General features: G+C 40.4%; 21 protein-coding genes, 3 tRNA genes and 1 pseudogene. 9 read left to right on the top strand and 16 right to left on the bottom strand.

Going from position 1 to position 26728, the window contains the following annotated elements; all coding sequences use genetic code 11:
* Positions 1–48: 48 nt before the first annotated feature.
* The 6 genes from hslV to N6A79_RS03255 form a co-directional block, all read right to left on the bottom strand.
* Complete coding sequence (gene hslV / locus N6A79_RS03280; protein WP_268546964.1) at positions 49–606, bottom strand: ATP-dependent protease subunit HslV; 558 nt, start codon at positions 604–606, stop codon at positions 49–51.
* A 179-nt stretch (positions 607–785) separates the two neighbouring features.
* Positions 786–1163 carry a type II toxin-antitoxin system death-on-curing family toxin gene (locus N6A79_RS03275; RefSeq protein ID WP_182418886.1) on the bottom strand — a complete coding sequence of 126 codons (378 nt, stop codon included), beginning with the start codon at positions 1161–1163 and terminating at the stop codon, positions 786–788.
* The gene (locus N6A79_RS03270; RefSeq protein WP_268546963.1) at positions 1160–1387 is read right to left on the bottom strand and encodes a hypothetical protein; all 228 of its coding nucleotides are present in this window, start codon (positions 1385–1387) and stop codon (positions 1160–1162) included. The genes N6A79_RS03275 and N6A79_RS03270 overlap by 4 nt, the downstream gene beginning before the upstream one ends.
* 402 nt (positions 1388–1789) lie before the next feature.
* On the bottom strand, positions 1790–5806 hold the full coding sequence (locus tag N6A79_RS03265) for an autotransporter outer membrane beta-barrel domain-containing protein (protein ID WP_268546962.1): 4017 nt from the start codon (positions 5804–5806) through the stop codon (positions 1790–1792).
* Between the two features lie 752 nt (positions 5807–6558).
* Entirely contained in the window at positions 6559–7044 is a 486-nt protein-coding gene (gene bfr, locus N6A79_RS03260) for a bacterioferritin (protein ID WP_182418883.1), read from the bottom strand.
* The gene (locus N6A79_RS03255; RefSeq protein ID WP_246708195.1) at positions 7010–7324 is read right to left on the bottom strand and encodes a (2Fe-2S)-binding protein; all 315 of its coding nucleotides are present in this window, start codon (positions 7322–7324) and stop codon (positions 7010–7012) included. The genes bfr and N6A79_RS03255 overlap by 35 nt, the downstream gene beginning before the upstream one ends.
* Positions 7325–7717: 393 nt before the next feature.
* On the opposite strand from N6A79_RS03255, the gene rpiA reads away from it, so the two are divergent.
* The 6 genes from rpiA to gltX all read left to right on the top strand — a co-directional run bounded on the left by rpiA (position 7718) and on the right by gltX (position 16289).
* A complete protein-coding gene (gene rpiA / locus N6A79_RS03250) occupies positions 7718–8416 on the top strand; it encodes a ribose-5-phosphate isomerase RpiA (protein ID WP_268546961.1) in 699 nt (232 codons plus the stop codon).
* 406 nt (positions 8417–8822) lie between these two features.
* Positions 8823–9638 carry a DUF2059 domain-containing protein gene (locus N6A79_RS03245; RefSeq protein WP_268546960.1) on the top strand — a complete coding sequence of 272 codons (816 nt, stop codon included), beginning with the start codon at positions 8823–8825 and terminating at the stop codon, positions 9636–9638.
* A gap of 292 nt (positions 9639–9930) precedes the next feature.
* Positions 9931–11322 (top strand): glutathione-disulfide reductase, encoded by a 1392-nt coding sequence (gene gor, locus N6A79_RS03240; RefSeq protein ID WP_268546958.1) that lies wholly within the window; start codon positions 9931–9933, stop codon positions 11320–11322.
* A gap of 158 nt (positions 11323–11480) precedes the next feature.
* Positions 11481–12860, top strand: coding sequence for a class II 3-deoxy-7-phosphoheptulonate synthase (locus tag N6A79_RS03235; protein ID WP_262079871.1), 1380 nt, complete (start codon positions 11481–11483; stop codon positions 12858–12860).
* 228 nt (positions 12861–13088) lie between these two features.
* Entirely contained in the window at positions 13089–14777 is a 1689-nt protein-coding gene (locus tag N6A79_RS03230) for an NAD+ synthase (protein ID WP_268546957.1), read from the top strand.
* 144 nt (positions 14778–14921) lie between these two features.
* Positions 14922–16289 (top strand): glutamate--tRNA ligase, encoded by a 1368-nt coding sequence (gene gltX, locus N6A79_RS03225; protein WP_262079869.1) that lies wholly within the window; start codon positions 14922–14924, stop codon positions 16287–16289.
* A gap of 91 nt (positions 16290–16380) precedes the next feature.
* On the opposite strand, the gene N6A79_RS03220 is transcribed toward gltX, so the two are convergent.
* Complete coding sequence (locus N6A79_RS03220; RefSeq protein ID WP_268546955.1) at positions 16381–17145, bottom strand: YggS family pyridoxal phosphate-dependent enzyme; 765 nt, start codon at positions 17143–17145, stop codon at positions 16381–16383.
* A 231-nt stretch (positions 17146–17376) separates the two neighbouring features.
* Entirely contained in the window at positions 17377–17652 is a 276-nt protein-coding gene (sciP, locus tag N6A79_RS03215) for a CtrA inhibitor SciP (protein WP_182418876.1), read from the bottom strand.
* 399 nt (positions 17653–18051) lie between these two features.
* Here sciP and mnmA point away from each other — a divergent pair, with 399 nt between their 5' ends.
* Positions 18052–19242, top strand: a complete 1191-nt coding sequence (gene mnmA, locus N6A79_RS03210; protein WP_262079865.1) for a tRNA 2-thiouridine(34) synthase MnmA — start codon at positions 18052–18054, stop codon at positions 19240–19242.
* A gap of 236 nt (positions 19243–19478) precedes the next feature.
* Here mnmA and N6A79_RS03205 read toward each other — a convergent pair whose 3' ends face one another.
* The 5 genes and pseudogenes from N6A79_RS03205 to N6A79_RS03185 form a co-directional block, all read right to left on the bottom strand.
* The gene (locus tag N6A79_RS03205; protein ID WP_268546954.1) at positions 19479–21182 is read right to left on the bottom strand and encodes a flotillin family protein; all 1704 of its coding nucleotides are present in this window, start codon (positions 21180–21182) and stop codon (positions 19479–19481) included.
* Between the two features lie 94 nt (positions 21183–21276).
* Positions 21277–21879, bottom strand: coding sequence for an OB-fold-containig protein (locus tag N6A79_RS03200; RefSeq protein WP_268546953.1), 603 nt, complete (start codon positions 21877–21879; stop codon positions 21277–21279).
* Positions 21880–21886: 7 nt separating this feature from the next.
* A pseudogene (locus N6A79_RS03195) lies at positions 21887–22555 on the bottom strand (PspA/IM30 family protein); the annotation flags it as partial.
* A 485-nt stretch (positions 22556–23040) separates the two neighbouring features.
* Positions 23041–23115, bottom strand: a tRNA-Asn gene (locus N6A79_RS03190).
* Positions 23116–23401: 286 nt separating this feature from the next.
* Positions 23402–23476: transfer RNA gene (locus N6A79_RS03185), tRNA-Asn, on the bottom strand.
* A gap of 263 nt (positions 23477–23739) precedes the next feature.
* Between N6A79_RS03185 and N6A79_RS03180 the strand changes: the two genes are divergently transcribed.
* Together N6A79_RS03180 and N6A79_RS03175 are read left to right on the top strand one after the other, a co-directional pair.
* On the top strand, positions 23740–23994 hold the full coding sequence (locus tag N6A79_RS03180) for a hypothetical protein (protein WP_262080558.1): 255 nt from the start codon (positions 23740–23742) through the stop codon (positions 23992–23994).
* 107 nt (positions 23995–24101) lie between these two features.
* Positions 24102–24175: transfer RNA gene (locus N6A79_RS03175), tRNA-Cys, on the top strand.
* A 215-nt stretch (positions 24176–24390) separates the two neighbouring features.
* Here N6A79_RS03175 and N6A79_RS03170 read toward each other — a convergent pair.
* The 3 genes from N6A79_RS03170 to N6A79_RS03160 all read right to left on the bottom strand — a co-directional run bounded on the left by N6A79_RS03170 (position 24391) and on the right by N6A79_RS03160 (position 26586).
* Entirely contained in the window at positions 24391–25443 is a 1053-nt protein-coding gene (locus N6A79_RS03170; protein WP_268546952.1) for a glycosyltransferase family 4 protein, read from the bottom strand.
* A 7-nt stretch (positions 25444–25450) separates the two neighbouring features.
* Positions 25451–25924: a transcription elongation factor GreA gene (greA, locus tag N6A79_RS03165; RefSeq protein ID WP_182418871.1), complete on the bottom strand. Its 474-nt coding sequence runs from the start codon at positions 25922–25924 to the stop codon at positions 25451–25453.
* A 341-nt stretch (positions 25925–26265) separates the two neighbouring features.
* Positions 26266–26586 carry a DUF4282 domain-containing protein gene (locus N6A79_RS03160; protein ID WP_268546951.1) on the bottom strand — a complete coding sequence of 107 codons (321 nt, stop codon included), beginning with the start codon at positions 26584–26586 and terminating at the stop codon, positions 26266–26268.
* Between the last annotated feature and the right edge of the window lie 142 nt (positions 26587–26728).

Raw genomic sequence — 26728 nt, 5'->3', positions numbered from 1 at the left:
ATTTAAATAAGATAAATGGTTTTCTACTAGAATTTACCAAGATGATGCCTATTCAGCGTCCAATGTTTCAACGGTGAAATTACTATTGGTATAAACACAAATATCGCTAGCAATTTTCATTGCTTTGCGTGCAATGGTTTCAGCATCAATATCGGTATCAGCAAGGGCGCGTGCTGCAGCAAGGGCGTAATTACCACCCGATCCAATAGCCATAATACCATCTTCAGGCTCTAGCACATCACCAAGGCCGGTTAAAGCAAGGGTTACATTCTTATCGGCAACCAACATCATAGCCTCAAGACGGCGCAAATACCGGTCAGTGCGCCAATCTTTGGCAAGTTCGACACTCGCACGCATTAATTGACCTGGATATTGTTCAAGCTTTGCTTCAAGGCGTTCAAGCAAAGTAAAAGCATCAGCGGTTGCACCAGCAAAACCGGCAATAACATGGCCACCTAAACCAATACGGCGTACCTTGCGGGCATTTCCCTTCATAATGGTTTGCCCAAGCGATACCTGACCATCACCAGCAATAACCACCTTGCCACCTTTTCTTACTGTAACAATGGTTGTGCCGTAAATTGTATCTGGTTTGTGATCTATCATATAATGAACTCCTAATCTGCCGCCGTCATCCTTCTTTAGCAATTAACGACGCAATTATAAGTCTATTTAGGAAGCCTTTTTATAAAACACAACCACTTCTAGGCCGATTGTTCCATCTTTTGGTATATTTTAAGTGAAAACGGTATAGACCCTAAATGGATTAAACCACAAAATGTGGCCTAATTGCGCTGTTTGGTATTATTAATAAGCCACTTTTCAAGATTGGCAAATGTAAATGCTTTTGCATCATATTGCTTAATAATAAAATCAAATATGTCATCAGCATTCGCGGTCATTTCAATGTTATTAATAGCTAAAAATGTATAGGTAACGGCAAAAGCCGTACGCTTATTACCATCAATAAAGGGGTGGTTTTGCCCCAAACTTTCCCAAAGGGCTGCCGCTTCTTGTAAAAGGCTAGAATAATACCCCTGTTGCGGCCGATAAAGGGCCGCTTCAAACAAGCCATAATCACGAATACCATCACCGCCGCCATAACGTGCGATTTGGTCTTTATGAATGGCTTCCGCTTCAATTGGCCGTAAATATAAAGTCATTGGGCAAGCCTTTCATAAAGGCTGGCATATTTTTTATGGCTTTCTTGATAAGCACGCATGATGCTTTCTCTTGAACCTTCTGCTTCAATATTGGGAGCAATAAACGCACTTAGCGCATCATAAACAAGCTCATCAACTGAACAATTTTTGATTGCGGCCATTTCCTCAATCTTTTGCATAAGCTCAACATCAATACTAATATTGTTAACGGGGCTATTTTTCATAACAAACTTTCAAAGTATAATCAGCGACACTAAAATATATTGTATCTCTTTTATTAAAATAATATCTTATAAATCAACCAGCAACAAGGTCACTATTTTATCTATTGCGCAGGTAAATAAAAATAGTAACCCTATAACAAATATGAATATTTTGACAAATAGTTTAAATCATTATTTTAAAAACCTATTTTCCAAGTAACTTGCCCCATATGATCGGAAACATTGGAGCCTAATTTGTAAAATCAATAAAGTTTTTATTATTCTGACAAAATTCTAAATAACTGCATCGGATTGATAATTTAGCTGCGGCTCAAGAAAAGCAAAAATGCCAAGCGCCTTATGAGCCCTTGGCATTTCATTGATGATTTAGTCTAGAGATTGAAGATAGCTAGTCGAACAATATTAAAACTGGTATTTCACTTTTAACGAGCCAGCACCACCTTCACGCTTACCAAAGAAACCTTGGCCACCAATATTAACTGACAAATTTGGTGCTGTGGTAATCGGACGAACCATAAATCCGGCTTCAACAATACCTGAATCACCCTTCAATGATGGCTCCCCAAGAGCAAGGCCATAGGCATTAGCAGAAATTGTTCCTTTAAACTCATGCTCATAGGCCAAACCTACATAGGGTATAAATTGCTGGCTATAGCTATAGTTATAACGTCCACCAAGCTGTACACGCGAACTATTGCTGCGATCAAAATGCAATGTATCTTTACCAATCACCACATTATCGCCATTTACTCTCGTCCATAAATAACGACCGTAAATATCAAGCGCTTGCTTTTCGTCAAAGTTGAAAACATAACCAAGTGTGCCATGTGCACCAATATAGCTAGCTTTACTATTATAATGACCGCGATAGCCGTCACCATCATAAAGATCGTTAGTATCAAATGCTAACTTGGTTTTACCACCACGCAATGATGCGTCAAGGTAAAGCCCATCCGTTTGGGTGCTAGCAAGATTTACAACACGTCCTAAACCCGTTCCAGCAAATTCAATGCGTCCTAAAATACCGCCGCCATTGTAATCTGTATCACCATCGCCACGAACAGATGCCAACCTGTCAAAGCTATTATAAGTTTTATAATTGCCATGACCGTATTCATAGAAAGCCCCGAACATAATTTTATGTCCAGCCTCAACTTGAGCTGCACCAGCAAGGCCAATTGCCATATTGAAACCATCAATATCGACATGGCTACCTGTGTTAAATCGTTGTGATGAACCACTTAAAATCATGAAAGGCGCAACAGTGAAGCGCTGAGCGCTGCCACTTTCAGCGTTAATTGCAGTCAGAGCGGATTGTATACCACTGCCCGCAATTAAGTCACCGCCTTGATTGACAAAGGCAAGGGCACCCGCACGTCCTTCAGAATAAGCCTTTGTACGCGGATTGATGCGCCCTGCGGGTGTAACACTTGGGCGACTAGCTTCATTAATAATAGTGCTTACATTGTTATCTTGAGTTTCACCATTACCAGTATTAGCACTCGTTTCATTGTTAGTATTGCTGCCAGTTTCACCATTATCAGCATTGCCTTCAGTTGGCGTTTCATCCTTCTGATTGGCTACACTCAACACAAATTTATTGTCAGCATTGACAGCCATATTTACTTCATAAATAATAAATTGTCCTTGCTGAGCTTCGGTTGGCGTAGTTAAAGGTGCGCCGGTCGCCTTATCAATCATGACAATTTGATCACCAGCATTCAACCTATTACCGTCATTTTCAATGGCAACAGTATGGTTGGTATTATTTAGGTCAACAGCATCGCCTGTTACATGAACCAATACATCATTATTCACAACATCTTTAGGCAGCACCCAATTATAATTTTGCACGTTATAGATACTTGCAACGCTACCACGATAACCGTTGAGATTTAATGTATTGCCAGTAAATTGATCGCCGGATTGATCAACACTAAAGCCACCATAAACAAAACCAGCAATATTAACATTGGTACCGTTTAAAGTAACCGTATTGTTAATTGCATCACCATTGGCTGACCAACCACCATAAACATTTTGAGATATTGTAGCGTCTGTAACTGAAACGCTATTTCCGGTTGCATTGCCGCTAGCAGTATATCCACCGATAGCCATTTCGGTGACAATTGTATTATTGGTCAATGTAACACTATTTTGTTCTGCATTGCCAGCGCCTACACCAACATAACCGCCAACAGCACTTTTCGATAATATTGAATTCGACACAGTTACATTATTGAGCTGTACTAAACCAGCATCAGCCCAACCGCCAACTGCATCTCTTGCAATGCTGCTTCCAGTAATTGTCAATTTATTTGCAATAACATCCCCACTACCGATTATGGTATTATTACTGCCAGTAATTTCGCCTGCAGAAACTCTTCCCGATATAGTACTATTAGTAATCACCACACTATTATTATTCGCATAGCTATTATTAAGTGTGCCATCATCAACACGGCCGCCAAACACCGATTGCGCGATATTACTGTCAGATATATTCACTGTATTTTTTGAAACTTTACCAAATTGACTAAAACCACCCGCAATTGTTTCTGCAGCAATTGTACCATTAGAAATAATGACGCTATTTCCTTCTGCACTGCTAGAGGCTTCAAAAGTACGCCCGCCAATAACTAAATTACTTACGACAGCATTTGACAAGGTCACACTATTTTCAGCGGCTAAACTAAGCCCCACGCCGCCGTTAATTTGCCCCTCAACCGCTGCATTTACAATGCTAACGGCATTATTATTAGCTTCGCCCCTCTCACTTGAACCGCCATAGATACTACCCTTTGACAGACCACCTGTCATAGAGACACTATTTAAGCGTGCAGTTCCAGCAAAAGCCGCGCCTCCATGAATTTCACCAAAGACTGTGCCGCTACTCATGTCCACAAGGTTATTTGCGGCATTGCCTCCTCCTGTTTCACTAATTGCACCATATACCGAACCAGTAATCTGAGCCCCCCCAGCAATTGTCACCTTATTATCATTAACATTGCCAAGCCTAGAAGAATAACCACCAACCACGTGATTTTCTATTGTACCGCTTAAAATGGAAACACTATTTTTGTTTGCATCACCTTCGACAGACCAACCACCGAAAATTTCACCTACAGAAGTACTATCAGCAAACACCACACTATTTGATGAAACTGTTCCATTGCTGTTTGAAAAGCCGCCGTAAACATGATTAATCGTTGATCCATTTTCAACGATAACCTTATTGTTACTGATGGCACTTGTACCATCTCCATAACCGCCATAAACCCGCGCTTCAGTTTTTGCCTTGTTTATATTAACAGTGTTACTATCTACAAGACCAGAACCATAACTCACCCCACCATGAACCTTATCTGAAGATGTGCTATTTGTAAGCGTAACAATATTGGACGAAACAGCTCCGCTGCCATTGGAAAAACCACCAAAAACTTGATTAACAGTTGACTCATTTTCAACATTCACGCGATTATTGCTGACCGCACCAACATCATCACCATAGCCGCCATAAATTTCATCGCTAACGCTCGCTTTATTAACGCTAACAGAATTACCCGATACAAGTCCTGAACCATAAGTTGCACCACCGTAAACAGCTTCAGCTGTTGCACCTGTTGCAATCGTGACATTATTATTTGTTACGATACCCGTCGTGCTATTTGCACCACCAAACACACGGCCTGTCTTAGCACCATCATTAATTACAACGCTATTACCTGAAACATTAACTTCACCCTCACCCATGCCTTCAGCACCAACAACAAACCAAGCTTCAGTGCTTGCACCTGAAACTGATACCTTATTGCCTGAAACATATGCTATGCCATCGCTAGCTGCAAAGGCACCATAAACAGAACCATTAACTTGGCCACCTGTCATGCTGACACTATTATTAGAAGAGTTAATAGTAGCGTCACTCCAGCCACCATAAATTGAGCCCAACACCCAACCGCCGCTAAAATCAACACTATTTCCAGTAACAACATCCTTACCACGGCCAGCACGAACATCGCTAGAAATCAGTCCGCCCGACACAAAAACTTTATTATCTGTAATTGCAACGCCAATTGCATCAGTATAGCCACCATACACACTATGAGGGGCATTATAATAAGCTGAATCAGGCAAGGGATTTAAAGGATCATGATCAATTACAAGACCAGTTGTATTGGTTACGTTAATAATATTTCCTGTATTTCCTGGTGCATTTAAGGTTCCAGGATACAAACTATACCAAGTTGTATTGGGATCATTATCCTGAATAAACTCTTCTTGCAAAAGAGATTGGTCTGCAGGCGTTCCGTCATAATCAATTGAACCGGCAAAACTTGCAGCCATTGGCATTAGTGCAATAGCAGCAGTAGAAAGAGCCAATACCGAAACCGCAGATTTCAAAATTTTCTTTTGCATTATAGTCCCTCGCCAATAATACTTTAAAAAACAAGTTTTTATAAAATATATCAGTTAAAATTCGCGAATAATATTTCCCAAATTATTCACCCCTAAAGTTTAGCAAACATATAGTGGCCGAGAAAACCAAGCAACAAGTAAACATAATATAAAAAAATTTAATTATAACATGTGTATTTTTGCAACAGATTAAATAAAATTAAAATCCCCTTAAAACAATCGCAATTCAGTAATTTTTAGAATTATTGAAAAATAAAAGAAATTTCTACTCAATTGATATCAAATCTATTATATATTTTTCCTTCGCTTCTTCCAAAAGAAAAAAAATTATTGGACGCGACGCTTGGCATAAGGGTTTAAATAAAGCCCCTTCAACAATGAGAGCTATTAAGAAACTAAAGAGTAAACATGTATGACAGCCAAAATACAAAAAATAAATTTTAAGCAGTATAGTTAGCGACTATGATAAAACTCAATATTTAAGTATATTTAATTGGCTTCCATGATTTATAAAAAATATAAAAATATAACAGAATGATGACGCTTTTTGATCCCCAAAACTACGACATCATACAACTCAAAAATAAGATAGAGTGCCTTTCTTAAAAGCTGCAAACAGATCGAAACACTAAAAATAAAAAAAACGGCAGCTGCTTTACGCAGCTGCCGTTTGCATCTCAATTGCATGCAATCAATTAATAACCAAATAACCTAGTATTAAATGATAATATTAGCATAACAAACTTATAAAATTATTCGGCTACATCTGCACTACCAGCATTAAGCTGAATGTACTTAGCTTCACCCATTTTATTCAAAAGTTCGAGCTGAGTTTCAAGAAAGTCAATATGACCCTCTTCATCAGCAAGAAGCTCATCAAAAAGCTGCTTTGATACATGGTCGGAAAGTTCTGCGCAAATTTCACGTGACTTACGGTAGGATTCACGAGCTTCATATTCGCCAGCTAGATCACATTCCAATACTTCTTTAACTGTTTGACCAATGCGCAATGGCGCAAGGGTCTGCATGTTTGGATGACCTTCAAGGAAAATAATGCGTTTAACTAGCTTATCAGCATGGTTCATTTCTTCAATGGATTCTTCGCGCTCTTTTTTGGCAAGCTTGGTTAAGCCCCAATCTTCAGTCAAGCGATAATGCATCCAATATTGGTTTACTGCGCCCAATTCTAAAAAGAGTGCTTCATTAAGCCGCTCTATAACTCTTGCGTCGCCTTTCATGGTATTCCATACTCCCGAACTTGGTTCTCAGCGCGCGAACTCTGTCAAGAAAATCAATAACTTTCTCTTCATCGCGAACATGAGCGAGGTGGTAAGCCTCTGTTACTTTGATAATTGTCTCTACTATGTTCGGGAAACAACCGCAACAGCGTCCAAGCTTTTTTGCAGCATTAAATACACGACCGGGCACCACAAGGGTCCAACAATCGTCTTCAAGAAATTGCCAAATAATGCCTTCAATTTCTTTATCGCTAAGGACATTACATTGGCAAACAATCATGTTAGTCAACTCTCTTACCAGGATTTTGACCAGCCATTAAAAGACAACCAGAAGGTGACGCCAAACTGATTTCAATAATGGAAACAATGAGTTTGACCCATTGAATTTTGTCAATATATTAAACATGACATTAAAACACAAGTTTAAGCGTTAATTTTTAAGTTATAGCGATGGATTTTTTTTATCTAGTTTAGAGGGAGTCTAAACTGTAAAGAGAAATGACGCATTTTGAAGTTTATTTCCAAAAATAATTAAGATATGTATATACTTAATAATTAGGTTTAGCTGTGGATAACGTTCCAATCTTACTTAAACTAGGAGAGCAAGGAAGGGTTAACAGAATTACAAATATGCTATATTAATGGAAAACACGTATTTAGGGAAAGAATCATCATGCAAGACGCTCATCAATTAAAAATTGCCGCTGCAGCAAAAGCACTTGAATATGTATCAGACGGCATGCGTCTTGGTATAGGTACTGGTTCAACAGCAAATGAATTCATCAAACTTCTTGCAACAAGGGTAAATGATGGCTTACGTGTATGCGGTGTGCCTACGTCACAGCGCAGTGCGGATTTATGCCGCGAACTTGGTGTTCCTTTGGCAACACTTGAAGAAATGCCTGAACTTGATTTAACCATTGATGGCGCTGACGAAATTGGCCCAAACTTAAGCCTTATTAAAGGTGGCGGCGGCGCCTTACTCCGTGAAAAAATTGTTGCCGCAGCTTCAAAGCAGATGCTTGTAATTGCTGACAGTTCTAAAATTGTGGAAAAGTTGGGTGCATTTCCTTTACCTATAGAAGTAAATCAGTTTGGCTTGGCGGCAACAAAACACGCCATCGAAAAAGCAGCCCTTACTCTTGGGCTAAGCGGTGCAGTGAGCTTACGACATGATGGCAACAAACCATATGTAACTGACGGCGGCCACTTTATTCTTGACGCGAGCTTTGACGTTATCATACAACCTAAGGCTTTAGCCGATAGCTTGGTATCCATTCCAGGCGTAGTTGAACATGGCATGTTTCTTGGTCTTGCAGGCATTGCCATTATCGCGGATAAGCAAGGTGAAATTTTGGTTTTATCCCGTTAAGCACGTCCCGATAATGCTTTTCAAAATAAAGTTGTACCATCAGGTAAATATTGCCCTATCCAAATAACAGGTAAAAAATGATAATTTGATCAAATATCTAACCAGTATTAGCGCCTCATGGGGCAAAACTATCTGGAAAGAGAAAAAATTGATATTGAATTAGATTGAAATATCTGATTTTTGTCAAAATGTAAGAATTTTTTATTGTACAAAGCATCAATTTATCAAAAATCTTTTTAAAGTGATCTTGCCTAAATTTTGGCAGATGGACAATATAATAAAATATATCATTTTATCGTTACATTGGTTTTAAAAATGTAGACAGATGATAATTTGGCTTGGTAAAACCTTACCAGAAGAAAATGCTACTCCCCTATTAAGGGGTTTAAATTGGAGAAATTAGTTTATGACTATTGCAAAAAATGTTCGCCGTATTGCGCACAAGATTACCATGCCTTTATCTGTGGCGGCTATCCTAGGTTTTGGCCTATTGCCAAGCTTTGCGCAATCCGTAACGGAAGGCCATTTGCAGGCCGCTAGAAAAGCTATTTCTGCAATTCATGCGACAGATCAATTTGATTCATTTTTACCAGACACGGCCCGCGAGTTAAAAAATGAATTAATGCGCCGTGATCCCAATTTGCAAAAAGACATTTCAGAGATTGTAAATGAGCAAGCGCTAGCTTTGGTTTCTCGCCGTGCCGATCTTGAGCGTGAAGCTGCCTATGCCTATGCGAAATATTTTTCAGAACAAGAATTAAATGATATTGCAGCATTTTATAATTCGGAAGCAGGAAAAAAACTTTTAAGCAAAGGACCTGAAGCCGTTGGCGAAACAATCAAGGCTTTTGATGTATGGCGTCAAGCAATTGCGCAGGACTTAGCTGCCAATGTTGGCAAAGAGTTAAATGCCAAATTTGTTCAAAATAATGTTATTGTTGATCCAAATGCACCAAAAACAGAAAGCGAAGAAGCCAAGCCTGCAACTGAAGAAGCAAAGCCTGTAACCGAAGAAGCTAAACCTGCAACCGAAGAAACAAAGCCTGCAACTGAAGAAGCTAAGCCTGCAACTGAAGAAGCAAAGCCTGCAACCGAAGAAGCAAAGCCTGCAACTGAAGAAACAAAGCCTGCAACTGAAGAAGCTAAGCCTGCAACCGAAGAAGCAAAGCCTGCAACTGAAGAAACAAAGCCTGCAACTGAAGAAGCTAAGCCTGCAAATTAATAAAATTGACGAGATTTATTTCGTTTTATCATACCGACCTTAGCTATACTGGCTAAGGTCTTTTTGCTTTTAATAGGATCCTTAATTCCACTATGTGTTTCATCCACGTGGCTCAATATTTAATAAGACAGATTTATTAAGCGCACAGCACTAAAAGCCGCATTCATCACTTCCTATATAATTTTATTAAACATGACGAAAACAAGCCTAAAACAATTGCCTATTATTGTTTTATGCAATAGTCATTATTTTAATAGAAATTGCCGATTGTGCATAGATTTTGGAGTTGATTGTGTCTTCTTTTGATTTTGACTTATTTGTCATTGGTGGTGGTTCTGGCGGTGTGCGCGCTGCGCGTCTTGCAGGCGCCTTGGGTAAAAAAGTTGGTCTTGCGGAAGAATATCGCATGGGGGGAACCTGCGTTATTCGTGGCTGTGTTCCTAAAAAGCTTTATGTCTATGCCTCTCATTATCGCGAAACCATTCATGATGCAAAGGGCTTTGGCTGGACAATTAATGAGCCCAAATTTGATTGGCGCTATCTTGTTGACCAAAAAAACACCGAGATCACCCGCCTTGAAGGTCTTTATCGTATGGGCCTTGAAAATAGTAATGTTACTATTTTTGAAAGCCGCGTTGAGTTTCTTGATGAGCATACCCTTATACTTAAAAATACCGGTGAAAAAATAACCGCCGAAAAAATTCTCGTTGCCACGGGTGGCCGCCCACAGGGGGCCGAGCAAATCAACGGTGGCGAATATTGCATATCTTCCAATGAAGTCTTTGACCTACCGCAATTACCAAAATCTGTTGTCATTGCAGGTGGGGGTTATATAGCCGTTGAATTTGCCAATATTTTTCATGGCCTTGGTGTTGATACAACATTGGTTTATCGTGGTGATTTAATCTTACGCCGCTTTGACCATGATTTGCGCCAATTATTGCATGATGCAATGAGCCAAAAAGGCATTAAAATTATTTATAATGCTTCCATCAAGCAAGTCGCTAAAACCGGCGAAGATTATAGCGTTATCTTATCAAATGGTGAATTGCTTGAAGCAGGGCAAGTTATGCTAGCACTTGGACGTGTTCCCCATACATCAGGGCTTGGCCTTGAAAAGGCTGGCGTTAAAACCGACAAGCGTGGCGCGATTATTGTGGATCAATATCTTACCACTAGCAATCCCCATATTTGGGCTGTTGGCGATGTCACCGACCGTGTGCAATTAACCCCCGTTGCTATTCATGAAGCAATGTGTTTCTTGCAAACTGCTTTTAACAGTAATCCAACGGCGCCCGATCATGATCTTATTGCAACCGCAGTATTCTCACAGCCAGAAATTGGCACTGTAGGCCTATCAGAAGAAGAAGCAGCCCTTCAATATGCAAATGTCGAGGTTTACCGCGCATTATTTCGCCCAATGCGCAATACAATTTCGGGAAATAGCGAACGCATGTTGACTAAACTTATTGTTGATGGCGATAGCCGTATTGTGATTGGCGCCCATATTATGGGACCTGATGCTGGCGAGCTTGCTCAAGTTCTTGGCATTTGCCTCAAAGGCAAACTAACCAAGGATATTTTTGATGCAACTATGGCAGTACACCCAACCGCAGCTGAAGAATTGGTCACCATGTATAAGCCAAGCTATATTTATAAAAGCGGCGTGCGTATTGATAGTTAATCTTTAATCTAAATAAATCTAACAAAACAAATGGCAGCATTTGCTGCCATTATTATATTGGGGACTAGAAGTTTCTATTTATATGTCTTATAAGTTTCACTATCTTCTGGGGAGAGACCTCACGCAGATTTTGAATTAAGGTAAGTGAGTTAAGAGCCATGACAAAAAACTGGACACCGCACAGCTGGAGATCAATGCCGATTAAACAGGTTCCAGCCTATCCTGATGCCGCCGCTTTGGCCGATGTAGAAAGCCGTTTAAGCCGTTTCCCACCGCTTGTTTTTGCTGGGGAAGCAAGAGACCTTAAAAGCGAGCTTGCTGATGTTGCTGAAGGTAAGGCGTTTTTGCTGCAAGGCGGAGATTGCGCGGAAAGCTTTGCTGAGCATGAGGCTGATACGATCCGCGATTTTTTCCGTGTGTTTTTGCAAATGGCGGTTGTGCTAACTTTTGGTTCTTCAAAGCCAGTGGTTAAAATTGGGCGTATTGCCGGCCAATTTGCCAAGCCACGTTCCAGTGATTTTGAAACAATTAATGGTATTGAACTACCATCCTATCGCGGTGACATTATCAATGGCATCGAGTTTGACGAAAAGTCGCGCATTCCAGATCCTCAACGCATGGCCATGGTCTATCGTCAATCGGCTGCAACTCTCAATCTTTTACGTGCTTTTGCTCAGGGCGGTTATGCCAATCTTGAAAATGTCCATAAATGGATGCTTGGCTTTGTGTCCAATAGTCCACAAGGTGAACGTTATGAGGCACTAGCCCAGCGCATATCCGAAACAATGGATTTCATGCGCGCCATTGGCATCACTGCCAAAACCAACCACATGCTGCGTGAAACAGAATTCTTCACCAGCCATGAGGCCTTGCTGCTTGGTTATGAAGAAGCCATGACAAGGGTGGATTCCACCAGTGGTGATTGGTATGCAACTTCTGGCCATATGCTTTGGATTGGCGACCGCACGCGTCAGGCCGACCATGCTCACCTTGAATATTGCCGTGGCATTAAAAACCCAATCGGCTTAAAATGTGGTCCATCCTTAGAACCAGATGATCTTTTGCGCCTTATTGATATTTTAAATCCAGAAAATGAAGCAGGTCGTTTGACCCTTATTGCACGTTTTGGTCATGATAAGGTTGAAGATCATTTGCCGCAACTTATTCGTGCTGTTGAGCGTGAAGGTCGTAAGGTTGTTTGGTCATGCGATCCTATGCATGGTAACACCATTACGGCTGCTGGCTATAAGACCCGCCCATTTGATCGTATATTGAAAGAGGTTGAAACTTTCTTCAATGTGCATCGTGCGGAAGGCACCCATCCAGGCGGCATCCATATTGAAATGACCGGCAAAAACGTCACTGAATGTATTGGTGGTGCACAAGCTATTTCCGGTGATGATTTATCAAGCCGCTATCACACCCATTGTGATCCTCGTCTTAATGCCGACCAGGCTCTTGAACTAGCCTTTTTGGTGGCGGAGCTATTAAAGCGTGACCGCGATGCTGAAAGCGCGGGCAAGGCTGCGGCTAGTTAAAAAATTAGGGCCATTTGGTTTACCAAGTGGCCCTTTTTCTATCCATTTAATAAAACATTAAAGCATATCTGAATAATTAGAGCGCATTTCGATCTGATTGGATCAGATCGGCGCTCCAATCCATTGTTTACACCGCGTTTTTTGTCCGAAAACCGCTTCACACTTTTTGGAAAACGCTCTAATTCTTCTGCCACATATGTAAAAAAATAAAGATTTATAGGTAACTTGATGACCAAAACTGAGATCAATGAAAATCATAATCGAATTTTGCGCATTGCCATTGCACAATTAAATCCCGTTATGGGCGACGTTGAAAAAAACTTGCAACTAGCCCGCAATGCGCGACTGCAAGCAAAAGCACAAAACGCGGATCTCATTGTTTTTTCCGAGCTTTTTATCAGTGGCTACCCACCAGAAGATCTTGTGCTAAAACCGGCTTTCACCAAGGCTTGCGAAAAAGCCGTGATGGAATTAGCCAAAGACACATTAGATGGTGGACCAGGCGTTATCATTGGCACACCGCTGCATAGAGATGATGCAATCTATAATAGTGTCATGGTTCTCGATCACGGTACCTGCATCGGCGAGCGCTATAAGGTCGATTTACCTAATTATGGCGAATTTGATGAAAAGCGTGTCTTTAACTGTGGCCCAATGCCGGAGCCGATCGAATATCGTGGTATAAGTCTTGGATTGCCCATTTGCGAAGACATCTGGAATGATGAAGAATTTTGCAAATATCTAGCCGACCAAGGGGCACGAATGATGATTGTCATCAACGGTTCCCCCTATACACGCAACAAGCCTGCGCGCAGACCACTTGTTGCTGCGGTTCAAGCGCAAAATTGTCAATTGCCTTTAATTTATGTCAACCAATTTGGCGGTCAAGATGAGTTGGTTTTTGATGGCGGATCCTTTGGTGTTGATGGCGGCGGCAATCTTGCCTTTCAAATGAAACATTTCCAATCGGATCTTAGCATAACCGAATGGGAAGAAAACCAATTTGGCTGGAATTTCTTAAACGGCCCAAATGAAGAATTGTTGGAAGGCCTTGCAGCGGACTATTGTGCTTGTATGGTTGGTTTTGGCGATTATGTGAATAAAAATGGCTTTAAAGATGTCGTTTTGGGTCTATCTGGCGGCATTGATTCTGCTATTTGCGCCGCAATTGCTGTTGATGCGCTCGGCGCTGAACGCGTTAGGGCAATTATGTTGCCTTATAAATATACATCGCAAGAATCTTTTTCTGATGCAGAAGAATGTGCCAAATTATTGACCTGCAAATATGAAACTGTGCCGATCTTTGCCCCTGTTGAGGGCTTTTTATCTGCTCTTGATGGAGTTTTTGCAGGTACGGATAGCGGCATCACCGAAGAAAATTTACAAAGCCGTACACGCGGCACAATTCTTATGGCTATTTCTAATAAATTTGGTTCAATGGTGGTAACCACAGGCAATAAGTCAGAAATGTCGGTTGGCTATGCAACGCTTTACGGCGATATGAATGGCGGCTTTAATCCAATTAAAGATCTTTATAAAATGCAAGTCTATGCTATGTCCGACTGGCGTAATCATCATCGCCCAGAAAGTGCCCTAGGTCCTAAAGGCATGGTTATTCCGCAAAACATTATTGAAAAAGCACCCTCCGCAGAGTTGCGGGAAAACCAAACAGATCAAGATAGCTTGCCTCCTTATCCCGTGCTTGACGATATTCTTGAATGTTTGATTGAGCAAGAAATGGGTGTTGAACAGATTGTAGAGCGTGGCTTTGATCGTGAAACCGTAAAGCGCATTGAAAATCTTCTTTACATTGCTGAATATAAAAGGCGCCAATCGGCACCGGGTGTAAAAATTACGCCTAAGAATTTTGGTCGTGATAGACGCTATCCGATTACCAATCGCTTCCGCGATAAGTAAATGGTGATTAATATTCAATAAAATTGTGATAATTATCGCGACAATTATCAATTGGCAGTATAAAAGAAATAATAAAAGCATTTTACCTCTTAAAGGCATAAACTGCTTTAGAACTTACAACAAGAATAAAGATAAGTGAGAACCATGGTACGCGTTCGTTTTGCGCCCTCACCAACGGGCTATATTCATATTGGTAATGCACGTATTGCACTTTTTAATTGGTTATATTCGCTAACCAATAAAGGGCAATATATCTTACGTTTCGACGATACAGATATTGAACGGTCCAAACAAGAATATATTGATGGCATCGGACAAGACCTTGATTGGCTTGGCATTACGCCCGATGAAATTTGGTACCAGTCAAAACGCTTTGATGTTTATGATGCGGCAGTTGAAAAACTAAAAGCTGCAGGTTTGCTTTATGCTTGTTATGAAACAGCAGAAGAATTAGACCGCCGCCGTAAAATTTTATTATCGCGTAAATTGCCACCAATTTATGAACGCGATGCACTAAAATTAACTGACGCCGAAAAGCAAGCTTTTGAGCAAGAGGGACGCAAACCCCATTGGCGCTTTTTGCTTCCTAATTTTGCGTCCTCACCGTTTGAACGCCAGCGCAGTGAAGTACGTTGGAATGACATCGTACGCGGCCCACAAGTTATCGACTTATCATCAATGTCGGATCCCGTTCTCGTGCGTGAAGATGGCACTTATCTTTATACCTTACCATCGGTTGTCGATGATATTGAAATGAAGATCAGCCACATTATTCGTGGTGACGATCACGTTACCAATACCGGCGTTCAAATTGCCATTTTTGAAGCCTTGGGTGGTGATGTGCCAAATTTTGGTCATATCAATCTCTTAACGACAGCTTCAGGCGAAGGCCTATCCAAGCGTAAAGGTGATTTATCATTACGCAGCCTTCGCGAAGATGGTTTAGAACCAATGGCGATCAGCTCGCTTGCCACCCTTACTGGCACGGCTGAAAATGTCATTTCCTGTTTTGATATGAATGAGCTTGCTAGCCATTTCAACCTTCAATCAGTTTCAAAATCATCAGCTAAATTTGATCCTGCTGATCTTAATGCATTGAATATGCAAATCGTCCATAAATATAGCTATGATGATGTTAAAGATCGTTTAGCTAAACTTGGTATCAATGGCGATAAGGCTGAAGATTTTTGGAATGTAGTCCATGAAAATTTGACCAAAGTTTGCGATGCAACACATTGGTGGGATATTGCCAATAATAGCGACCTCACCTTTGCTGAGCCAGAAGAAAAAGAATTCCTAAGCGAAGCTGCTAAACTATTGCCAGAAAGCCCATGGGATAAAACCACATGGAAAAATTGGACTGTAGCGATTAAAGATAAAACAGGCCGCAAGGGCAAAGATCTCTTTCATCCTTTGCGCGTTGCTTTGACTGGTGAACAATCAGGGCCAGAGCTTGCAAGCTTCTTGCTTCTGCTTGATCGTGATCTCGTATTAAAGCGTCTAACGGCTTAAAAAATATTGCTTTAGCCTTATTGGTTAGGTTTTTTGCACCTTAAAAATTTAAAAGCAGCTTTTTAAAAAGCTGCTTTTAAAGACAAAAATTTTAATGAAATAAAGCTGGCCAATAGTCTGAATCTTTTGTAGGACGCGGCCCAAATATAGCTTGTCCAACGCGAACAATATCTGCTCCCTCTTCAATCGCCATTTCAAAATCCCCAGACATTCCCATCGAGAGTTTTTCAATTTCTGGATATTTGGTTCGGGCAGCATCGCGCAATTGCTTTAAAAGTTTAAAGCAAGGACGTATTAGCACAGGATCATCGGATAAAATAGCTAAAGTCATCAATCCTTTAGGCTTCAAACGTGGATATTTTTTCAAGCCTTCTAAAAATGGCAGCAAGTCATCAGGATGAAGTCCATATTTACTTTCTTCGCCGGATGTATTGACCTGCACAAATACATCAAGATCGCGTCCCATATTATCGAGGCGACGGTTTAATTCTTCTGCGAGTGTAAGGCTATCAAGAGCATGGAACTCAGAGGCAAACCGCACAAGATATTTAACCTTATTGCTTTGCAAATGGCCAATCATACTCCAACGGATATTTAAATCAGCTAGGATTTCGGACTTTTCCTTTGCTTCTTGTATTTTATTCTCACCAAAATTATCAATGCCCAGATCATGAATAAAACGCAAAATATGGGCAGGCACTGTCTTTGTGACTACCAGTAACCGAATATCGCTCGCTAGGCGGCCACTTGCGGCGGCCGCAATTGCAATACGCTTATGGACAGCTTTTAAATTATCGGCAAATAAATTCTTTGGATCATTACCAAAACGCCTTTTATCCTCATCTAAATCAACCATAATTGCATTCTCCATTATCGGATTGCTCGTCATATGTTTGCGCCATTAAAGCCATAATACGCAAATCACATATTAATGATCTTTAAAAGTAAGCGATATAGTCAAATTTTGAAAAATAAAGACAGCTATATGCCTATGAGCGTAAACGCTCAATCCAAAAATATTTATGGCCGGATCAGATCCGGCCATAATGTCTTGTAATTCCATTTTAAAAATAAAATGTGAAATTGCCTAATGGCGATATTGCTGGATACGCGTTGTGCGTAATCCTGCCAAGCCATGCTCGTCAATTGAGGTTTGCCATGACAAAAACTCCTCAACTGTGAGTGTATAACGTTGACATGCTTCATCAAGGCTTAATAATCCGCCGCGAACGGCTGCAACAACTTCCGCCTTGCGTCGTATAACCCAACGCCTTGTATTTTTTGGTGGTAGGTCAGACATCGTCAAAGGACTTCCATCTGGACCAATTACATATTTTATTCTCTGTCTAACAAGATCGGTCATTGTACTCTCTACTCTTCTCAAGGACCCAATCACAGACTCAAAAATACTCTATTAGCTTTAAGATTTAACTAAACTCTGTGTAACGAATAATTAACATTTAAACATCAATTTTCTCTATTTATCGTTTAAAAACAATACATTAAATTAAATATTACATTTTTCTAAAGTATTTTATTTTTTCAAGCACTTTATTTTTTTTTAAAAGTTTCATATATACGACGCTACAGCTATTAATTTTTTTTATAATTGTGAGTGCAATCTTCCAGTTTTCATTTTACAATGAGCTGTATTTTGCGATATAGCCGCAAAATTCGACATTTCCTTTGTTGGACTTAGTCTATGGCTTTTATACCAGCCTTGATCGGTATATATTTCCATAATGTCTGAAAGGTGACATTGATGTCTTTAAATAGTCTCGATCTACCACGCTCTCCTGCGGAGACCCGGGTAGTAGTTGCCATGTCCGGGGGCGTTGATTCGTCCGTTGTGGCAGGTATATTAAAGCAAGAGGGCTATGATGTTTTAGGAGTAACATTACAGCTTTATGATCATGGTGCCGCCGTACACCGCGTTGGTGCCTGTTGTGCAGGTCAAGATATTGAGGATGCGCGCAGAGTTTGTGAAACTTTGGGCATTCCTCATTATGTTTTGGATTATGAGCAGCGCTTTCGTGAAGCGGTAATCAACCCCTTTGCAGAAAGTTACGCCCATGGTGAAACACCTATTCCATGCGTTGCATGCAACCAAACAGTAAAATTTGCTGATTTGTTAGCAACCGCCCAAGAATTAGGTGCAGATGCACTTGCTACTGGTCATTATATCCGCAGCAAACAAAAGGGTGCTCACCGCGCACTCTATCGGCCCATTGATGCAGAACGTGACCAAAGCTACTTCCTTTTTGCAACCACACAGGAGCAAATTGATTATTTGCGCTTTCCGTTAGGTGGGTTGCCAAAAGCAGATGTGCGAAAACTTGCTGAAGAAATGGGCCTTACGGTTGCGCAAAAGCATGATAGTCAAGATATCTGCTTTGTACCACAGGGTCGATATAGTGATGTTATCAGCAAGTTAAAACCTGATGCAGCAAATCCAGGTGATATTGTCCATATTGATGGCCGGGTTTTGGGACGTCATGAAGGTATTATGAATTATACCATTGGGCAGCGCCGCGGTATTGGCATTGCAACAGGTGAAGCACTTTATGTTGTGCATCTTGATGCTGAGGGCGCGCGCGTTATCGTCGGCCAAAGGGAAGCCTTACATACCCACCGCATTTATTTACGCAATGCCAATTGGCTTGGCGATCATGATCTTAATAATTTTCCAGTGGAAGGAATTGAGGTTGCCGCCAAAGTACGTTCGACACGCCCTCCACGCCAAGCGATTCTTCGTTATGAGGATGGCGAATTTAATGTGGAATTATTAGAAGGTGAAAGCGGAGTTGCACCAGGTCAAGCTTGTGTTGTTTATGAAAGTGAAGATAATGGTTCACGCGTTTTAGGTGGCGGTTTCATTGCTCGTTCACAGCGCGAAGCCCAAGCTGAACAAATGTTGCAAAAACTTATTTTTGAAAACAACACTGCTGCATAATAATTCTACGAATCATTAAAAAACTTTAAAACCCCGCGCTGGCGGGGTTTTTCGCATTTATATTATTAAAATAGATTGTGTCTGCCAATATACGCCATAATTAAATCAAAAAGCAGCAGGTCAATTTTAATTTTGGTAAGCTTTCAACTTCAAGCCACAATAATTTAAGCAACATATAATAAAAATCCCACATTTTTAAAATGTGGGATTTAACGGCATAAACAATAGTAATGTATTTAGCTCTTGTTGGGGCTAGTAATAATAGGTGCTTTGGGCTGCGATGGCTCTGGATCAGCAGCTTGCTCTTTTTTACCCACTGCTTCGTTTAACAAAGAAGCAACCGCATCCTTGTCATCAAAGCCTGCAGTCTTTAAAAGCTCATTAAGCACCGGCATTTGCGCATTATAAGAAAGTAACTGGCCAGCCAAGCCCTCCCCCATGCCAACACCACTTGATTTACCATCGCCGCCACGCCCCAGCATACCACCGGTATCAAAAATACGAATATCAGAAATTTTTTCAATTGGTTTAACGATTTCAGCCAATGCGTTTGGAATGATTCGAATACGCTCACGAGTAATTTCATACTCAATAACCTGCGCGCTTAATTTATTGCGTGCTTCATTGCGGGCAGCTTCAGCTTCAGCTTCGGCGCGGCCAATTTCCAAAATACCACGCGCGCGTTCAGCTGCGGCATCTGCTTCAGCTTTTGCAAGCGTTAATACAGCGGTTGCCTTATCATTAGCCGCATTGCGTTCAGCTTCTGCAGAAACAAGAACCGAAGTTGCCTCTTGTTCTGCCTGACGGCGTGCATCAATAACTGCGATGCGACGATCACGCTCTGCAATTTCAACGGCTCGCGCAGTCGCAACTTTTTCTTCCGCTGAAATTGCATCAGCACGGGCTTCTTCAGCACGGGCCTTAGCCTCGGATTCTTGACGACTACGATCGGCAACCGCAATCGAGCTATCTTGTGCAATCAGTTGCAAATCACGTTGTGCTTCGGTTTCACGCCGTTGCACATTCAATTTTGATTCAATATTAGCGGTTTCACGCGCTTGACGCGCCGTTGCCTCACGCTCTGCCACGGCTTGCTCGCGGCCAATGCGCGCTTCTTCCTCAGCGCGTTGGGCTTCTTGCTCTTGACGAGCGGTCTCAGCGCGAGTAGATGCAGCAATATTCGCAATATCTCTCTCTTGACTAAGTTCGGTTTGACGCTGGGTGCGTTCAATTTCTAATTGCTGTTGACGAGCATCAAGATCTTTTTGTGCAATAGCAACCTCAGTATCACGAACAATTTCGTTACGCTCTTTTTTCCGTTGCTCGGTAATACGTGTAAGCGTGGCAAGACCATCAGCATCAAAAAAGTTATTAGCATTAAAATGCTTAATGTCTGTTTGATCAAGACGTGTCAGTGATACGGATTCCAACTCCAAACCGTTGGATTGTAAATCGGCGCCCACCGCTTCTTGCACGGCTTTAACAAAATCAGCGCGCTGTTCTTGCAATTCATCCAAATTCATGGTGGCGGCAACAGAGCGAAGACCATCGACGAATTTTGCTTCAATCAATAGACGCAATTCTTCAGCATTATTGGTTCTATCACCTAAGGTTTGCGCCGCAAGGGCAATAGAAGATGCATCTGGTTTTACACGTACATAAAATTCAGCACCAATATCGACGCGCATACGATCTTTCGTGATAAGTGCATCATTTTCACCGCGCCGTACTTCAAGGCGCAAAGTTTTTAAATTAACAAAAGCGGTGGAATGGAAAATCGGCAGAACAATAGAACCGCCATCAAGTACAACCTTTTGACCGCCAAGTCCGGTACGAACATAGGCTTGGTCACGCGATGAACGCTTATAAAGCGATCCCAACACAAAGCCTACACCAATAATGGCAATAAGAATAATTCCAACCGGTAGTAAAATATCCATATTTTCCCTCTTTTAAGTCAAATATTAAGCACCGCCACAGCTGCGCTTATTTTCAATATGCTCATCTGTAATAGGTAAAGTTCTACTTAAATGGCTATTCATCTGCAGAAAATGGAATTGCGATAAATATATGATTTTGCATATCTGCTAATAAAACCTCTTCACCAACAACCATTTTACCCACATTAGGCGCTGCTCGCGCACGCAATTTGTGGTAATTGCCATGCTTGTCTTTAACCCGTACCAAACCCGGCAAGCCTTCATCCAAAGGCCCAACTGTTACTTTAGCGATATGACCAATAAAATCATCAACCTCTACTGCATAGGTCTCATCCTGTGGAACAAAACGTGCAACCAAACGGCTGCTTTCCCGTACCGCAGGAATAGTCAAGAACAAGGCGCCAATGACCGCTAATGATTGCGGTATCGGATGATAAAATCCACTAGCAACACCTTGAATACAAAACCCCAATGCCGAGAACCAAGCAAAAATTAAGATAAGTAAAATAATCAGCGGTACGCCACCAATATTAAACCAATTGATAACACCAACTGAAGAAAAATCGAAACTATTATCAACAATATCGCTTAGCGAAGCACCGGTAAATAATGCCATAACTTCAATAGCTACCAAGCAAAGCATAACAACCAATGCGATAAGAAAAAATCGACATTCAGGGGCAAATAATAATGCCATTTTAACCTCAATTGGTAGTTTTAAATCGGGCTAACCTCTCGGCAATAGCATGATCACGGTGCAAACGATCTAATTCATCAAGTTCACTAGATTGGTTCTTTTCGCCCTTTGGTACGCCAGTCACACGAGAAACAGCACTCGCAGCGCGGTCTGCTTGCGCGCTAGCATTATCGCGGGGATTAATGCCATTAATACCATCACCTTTACTAGATGCTGCAAAAGAACGTTTTAATTCTGCTAATCTTTCTTCAGCTTCACGGCGGGTCGCCAAAATTGCTTGAAGAGCTTGCTGCCCTTCTGTCATATCTTCATTGATATTGCTTAATGCCTTATCAAGCGCTGTAATTTGAGATTCCAGATCAATTTGCCGAGCAATGGCAGCTTTGGCTAAATCATCGCGATTTTCATTAACAGCAAGTCTAATTTTTTCATCAAGACTAGTGCGTTCTGTTTCCAATGCACCACGACGCGTTTTAATGCGATATTCTTCAGCTTTAGATTGGCCAAGTACAAGGCGGGCTTCTTCTGCTGCATCATCTATTTCCCGAATAGCTTGCTCAACGATTGCTACGGGATTTGTTCCTTCAGCTTTGTCAATTGCAGCATTTGTAATACCTGCAATCAAACGGCCCATACGGGCAAGAACGCCTTCTCTAGCCATGTAAAACTCCCTTTTAAATCCAAAGTTATCATAAAGCTTTTCGCAATAATTTACAAATACATCATTGAATAAAATTAAAATTTCCGCAAGTGCATTTATTGTATTTTATACAAGATATATCGATAATCTTTTATCTATTTATAAAAGACTTCGTACATTATATTATCTTATTTTTTTTCATATTTTATTGCAATAAAATGACGATAATTATATAAATTATTCAATAAATAAATAGATCTATTCCAAACTATCATATTTTTTATTATGCTAATAAATGCTATCTGAAAAAGTTCTAATATCTAAAGATTTTTTTAAATTTCAAAGCCAACAAAACAAACATTACCTTAAAACTGGCTGTAGATTTGAAAATGATGATATTTTAGAAAAAACTATTAAGAAGATAAAAATATTAGCGCTTAGACATGCAGCTAGATTATATTTTCGCTAAAATAAAAGTCAGATGATATCTGCTTGATAAATAACCATCTACTATTATGAAATGGCTCCCCGGGCCGGATTCGAACCAGCGACCAACCGGTTAACAGCCGGTTGCTCTACCACTGAGCTACCGGGGAACAGTGCTCAATCACTTGGTGATGAATGCCTATACAAAAGAAGAACTGATTTGCCAAGAGAAAAAATTAAAAAAATGCAAAATTAGATCAAAAAAGTAAAAAATGGGGATAACTTCACCATCAATTCTCATAAAGCCAAAGCGATTTCAGATACCTAACTTTAATTAAAGGTGAATAGCTCGATTATCAGGAGTCATGAATTAAATTTGAAAACTCTATGAGCACCCAGTCATCACAAAAGCATTGCAAGAGTAAGAAATATAGTCATTTATTGGATTTTTAAAAGTGGCTCCCCGGGCCGGATTCGAACCAGCGACCAACCGGTTAACAGCCGGTTGCTCTACCACTGAGCTACCGGGGAACAGTGCTCAATTGAATAAGTGCTGAACGCCCTATAGCAAAAGAAAAAGTGATTTGCCAAGAGGGAAAAACACATTTTCATCAAATTTTTCTAATAATCGTGATATTAACTTGTTTCTTTGCAGAAATTATCTAAATTAGTGGATAAATTCACCAACATTTTATAAATTTTTAAAGTGAAAGAAGAAAATTTTGAAAAATGCTTCCAAAAGACATGAGATTCGTATTTTCAATCAAAAAATACCGATTCCGCAATCACGTCTTATGCGGAAAATATTGGGATATAGTTTAGTTGTTGGAGGCATGCTAGGCTTTTTACCAATTCTTGGATATTGGATGATTCCTGTAGGCTTGTTTGTTCTATCGCAGGACTCACCTAAAATAAGAAGGTGGCGCCGTGAACAAGAAGTCCGCATTATGCGATGGTGGCATTCTACTCGCTTTTCAAAAACACCTGAAAAAGGTAAGAATTCACGAAAATGTTCAAAAAAAATCGTAAAGCCGCTTAGAATTACTTGACGGAATGATTTTGATCACTTAATGAGCTGCTACTGACTTAATTCACTTCAATTTAAAAGTGTGATTCAGTTTTAGTATTTGAAGAATATTTTAAATATTCTTTGTGAGGCCTCGTGGCGGAATGGTTACGCAGAGGACTGCAAATCCTTGTATCCCGGTTCGATTCCGGGCGAGGCCTCCATCATAATTTCATCTTAGATCATTTCAACTGCCAATAATAAGCCTGCACTTTCTTGCAGCTGACACTGTGTATTTTAAACCTTATGAGTAAAGCGTTTAAATTACTTATACTAGATGCAAAATGATAGAAGTGATTATGAATAGATCACCCAATCAAGGTTACCCTTTTGTCTGTATAATTAACGATAATATCTTTATGCGCCAATAGATTGAATTTCAGCTTTGAGAAAACAATTCTTCATAAACTTCCGCAATAGCATTAGCTTCTCTGCTTAAAGGAAAGGCTTCACAGACATGCTGCAAGGCAAGCTGCCCAGCTGCCTTTGTATCTTCTATATTGGCGAGCCAAGGTGCAATTGCTTTCGTTAATGCTTCACCATCACCTGCAGCAACGACGCTACCTGTTTGTGGTGTAATTAACTCTGCATAAGCACCTGCATCACTGGCAACCACAGCTGTTTGCGATGCCATTGCCTCCAATGGCGTTAAACCAAATCCTTCATTGCGCGATGGCGCTACATAAAGGCTGACACGGCGGTACCAAACACGAACATCGGGCACTTCGCCTAAAATAAAAATACGGTCTTCCAAGCCAGCAGCGGCAATTTTTTTGCGAAGATTTTCTTCAAAATCAGCATGCTCTGCAGTGGTCCGTCCGGTGATAACCGCTGTCCAATCAGGATAATTTGGCAAAAGCGCAACCATAGCATCCACAAAAAGATCTGTTCCTTTTTGGTGGCGCACCCGCCCAAAACAGCCAATTGCATATTTTCCCGGCAATCCACTAGCGCTAAAATCATCTTCGGCATCGCGTGGCGGATGAAAACGCTCCAAGTCTACACCATGCATGATCACCTTATGCGGCACTTCCAAATAGGAGCCTGAGCGCGCACTGGTAGCAATAACCCGATCCATACGCCGAATAAGAAATTTGGTAAAAGACTTGTGATCGCGTTGGGCAGCAGAGGTAAAAATAAGCTTTATCTTCATACGCAAAATATCGCGCATCAATATGCCTGCAATCATTTCAACATTGCGGCGTGCATGCCAAATACGAAACCGACGATCTTTAGGCTTTTTCCAAAGCCCAAAAAGCGAAAAATATGATAATGAGGGAAGGTCTTCTGGCAATCCTGGCCCAAGTGTCGAAATGCGTATACCGCTTTTCCTTTGCAATGGAATAAGCTGGACAATGGTTGATGTTACCCCCGATAAACGTTTTTTAAAATTCGGGGCAATAACTTCTGTTTCACTTAACGATATACGCATTGCTTTATCAAATAAATCTTACATTTATAATTTCATAAGAACGAGCACCACCGGGCGCATTCACTTCAATTGTATCGCCGATAGATTTACCAATTAGCGCGCGAGCAATGGGCGAGGAAATAGAAATGCGCCCTTTTTTCACATCAGCTTCTTGATCGCCAACAATCTGATAGGAGCGTTCTTCTTCGGATTCTTCATCAATAAGCGTTACAGTCGCACCAAAAACAATTTTATCGCCTGAAAGCTTTGCGATATCAATCACATTAGCACGCGCAATCCAATCCTCAAGCTCGTGAATGCGCCCTTCGTTCAAACTTTGTGCTTCTTTCGCCGCATGATATTCGGCATTTTCAGAAAGGTCGCCATGAGCACGTGCCTCAGCAATTGCCTCAATAATTTTTGGCCTGCCATCTTGTTGGCGCTCACGCAATTCTTCTTTAAGCTGTTGAAAACCAGCCTTGGTCATTGGGACGTTATCCATGTCCTGTCCTTTCTTACACTTGCAAACACAAAGTATGCAAAAAAGAAACGGCCTCCAGAATGCCTCCTAGAGCCCGTCACATTTAACAATTTTTACATTATAGCACAGTTAATTTCTTTTTAAAACAATATATATGTGATCATGGTTTTAGTTTAATACTTTAAAGCATTTACAATAAAAATGATATATTCACACAATCAATACCTAACAAGCCACCAAAAATCTGCAAAATTTAATTAACTAAATAATAAAGCCGGCAATCTAAAAGCTTTTCTTAAAGCTAAAAATTACCGGCTCGACATAATATTAATATTGATTAAAAGTTCATAAAGTACTTTTAATTATTTTTCACTAATTTTCTTCAAATATTCGTTATTTTTAAACGCCAAAATTGTGAGCTCAACATTTATACGAATAATTATTGTATAAATTATTAAAATAAAAAAAGCGACAACTAAATAAACTAAACCAGAGCCAATCGCTCCAGAAAAAATAAACAAAATTGCACTAGCTATCATAGCTAAAAATAATAAGCCAATGCCAATTAGGCAGATTATATAAAAGATATGTATAATTTTGGGAGTGACGAAACTATCTAAACTTAGTAATTTCTTCATAAAACCTTTAGCTTCTTCAGGATTTACATTAAAATTGTTTTGCATAAAATTTTCCCATACATTAAACGATCAACAATATAAAAAGTAATTAATGTAATAAATTTTATAAATCAACAAAAAAAATCCCAATTTAAGAATAAATCTTACAGATAAAACTATAAGCTTTATTTATTCTAAATATAATATT

Source organism: Bartonella sp. HY761 (assembly GCF_026743145.1).
Classification (GTDB): Bacteria; Pseudomonadota; Alphaproteobacteria; order Rhizobiales; family Rhizobiaceae; genus HY038.
The sequence above is the reverse complement of the archived record's forward strand: the minus strand, read 5'-3'. Positions and strand labels throughout refer to the sequence as shown.

Bases quoted from the DNA above. Each gene is read 5' to 3' on its own strand.
- hslV (WP_268546964.1), bottom strand. From the start codon at position 606: ATGATAGATCACAAACCAGATACAATTTACGGCACAACCATTGTTACA.
- N6A79_RS03275 (WP_182418886.1), bottom strand. From the start codon at position 1,163: ATGACTTTATATTTACGGCCAATTGAAGCGGAAGCCATTCATAAAGAC.
- N6A79_RS03270 (WP_268546963.1), bottom strand. From the start codon at position 1,387: ATGAAAAATAGCCCCGTTAACAATATTAGTATTGATGTTGAGCTTATG.
- N6A79_RS03265 (WP_268546962.1), bottom strand. From the start codon at position 5,806: ATGCAAAAGAAAATTTTGAAATCTGCGGTTTCGGTATTGGCTCTTTCT.
- bfr (WP_182418883.1), bottom strand. From the start codon at position 7,044: ATGAAAGGCGACGCAAGAGTTATAGAGCGGCTTAATGAAGCACTCTTT.
- N6A79_RS03255 (WP_246708195.1), bottom strand. From the start codon at position 7,324: ATGATTGTTTGCCAATGTAATGTCCTTAGCGATAAAGAAATTGAAGGC.
- rpiA (WP_268546961.1), top strand. From the start codon at position 7,718: ATGCAAGACGCTCATCAATTAAAAATTGCCGCTGCAGCAAAAGCACTT.
- N6A79_RS03245 (WP_268546960.1), top strand. From the start codon at position 8,823: ATGACTATTGCAAAAAATGTTCGCCGTATTGCGCACAAGATTACCATG.
- N6A79_RS03235 (WP_262079871.1), top strand. From the start codon at position 11,481: ATGACAAAAAACTGGACACCGCACAGCTGGAGATCAATGCCGATTAAA.
- N6A79_RS03230 (WP_268546957.1), top strand. From the start codon at position 13,089: ATGACCAAAACTGAGATCAATGAAAATCATAATCGAATTTTGCGCATT.
- gltX (WP_262079869.1), top strand. From the start codon at position 14,922: ATGGTACGCGTTCGTTTTGCGCCCTCACCAACGGGCTATATTCATATT.
- N6A79_RS03220 (WP_268546955.1), bottom strand. From the start codon at position 17,145: ATGGTTGATTTAGATGAGGATAAAAGGCGTTTTGGTAATGATCCAAAG.
- sciP (WP_182418876.1), bottom strand. From the start codon at position 17,652: ATGACCGATCTTGTTAGACAGAGAATAAAATATGTAATTGGTCCAGAT.
- mnmA (WP_262079865.1), top strand. From the start codon at position 18,052: ATGTCTTTAAATAGTCTCGATCTACCACGCTCTCCTGCGGAGACCCGG.
- N6A79_RS03205 (WP_268546954.1), bottom strand. From the start codon at position 21,182: ATGGATATTTTACTACCGGTTGGAATTATTCTTATTGCCATTATTGGT.
- N6A79_RS03200 (WP_268546953.1), bottom strand. From the start codon at position 21,879: ATGGCATTATTATTTGCCCCTGAATGTCGATTTTTTCTTATCGCATTG.
- N6A79_RS03180 (WP_262080558.1), top strand. From the start codon at position 23,740: ATGCGGAAAATATTGGGATATAGTTTAGTTGTTGGAGGCATGCTAGGC.
- N6A79_RS03170 (WP_268546952.1), bottom strand. From the start codon at position 25,443: ATGCGTATATCGTTAAGTGAAACAGAAGTTATTGCCCCGAATTTTAAA.
- greA (WP_182418871.1), bottom strand. From the start codon at position 25,924: ATGGATAACGTCCCAATGACCAAGGCTGGTTTTCAACAGCTTAAAGAA.
- N6A79_RS03160 (WP_268546951.1), bottom strand. From the start codon at position 26,586: ATGCAAAACAATTTTAATGTAAATCCTGAAGAAGCTAAAGGTTTTATG.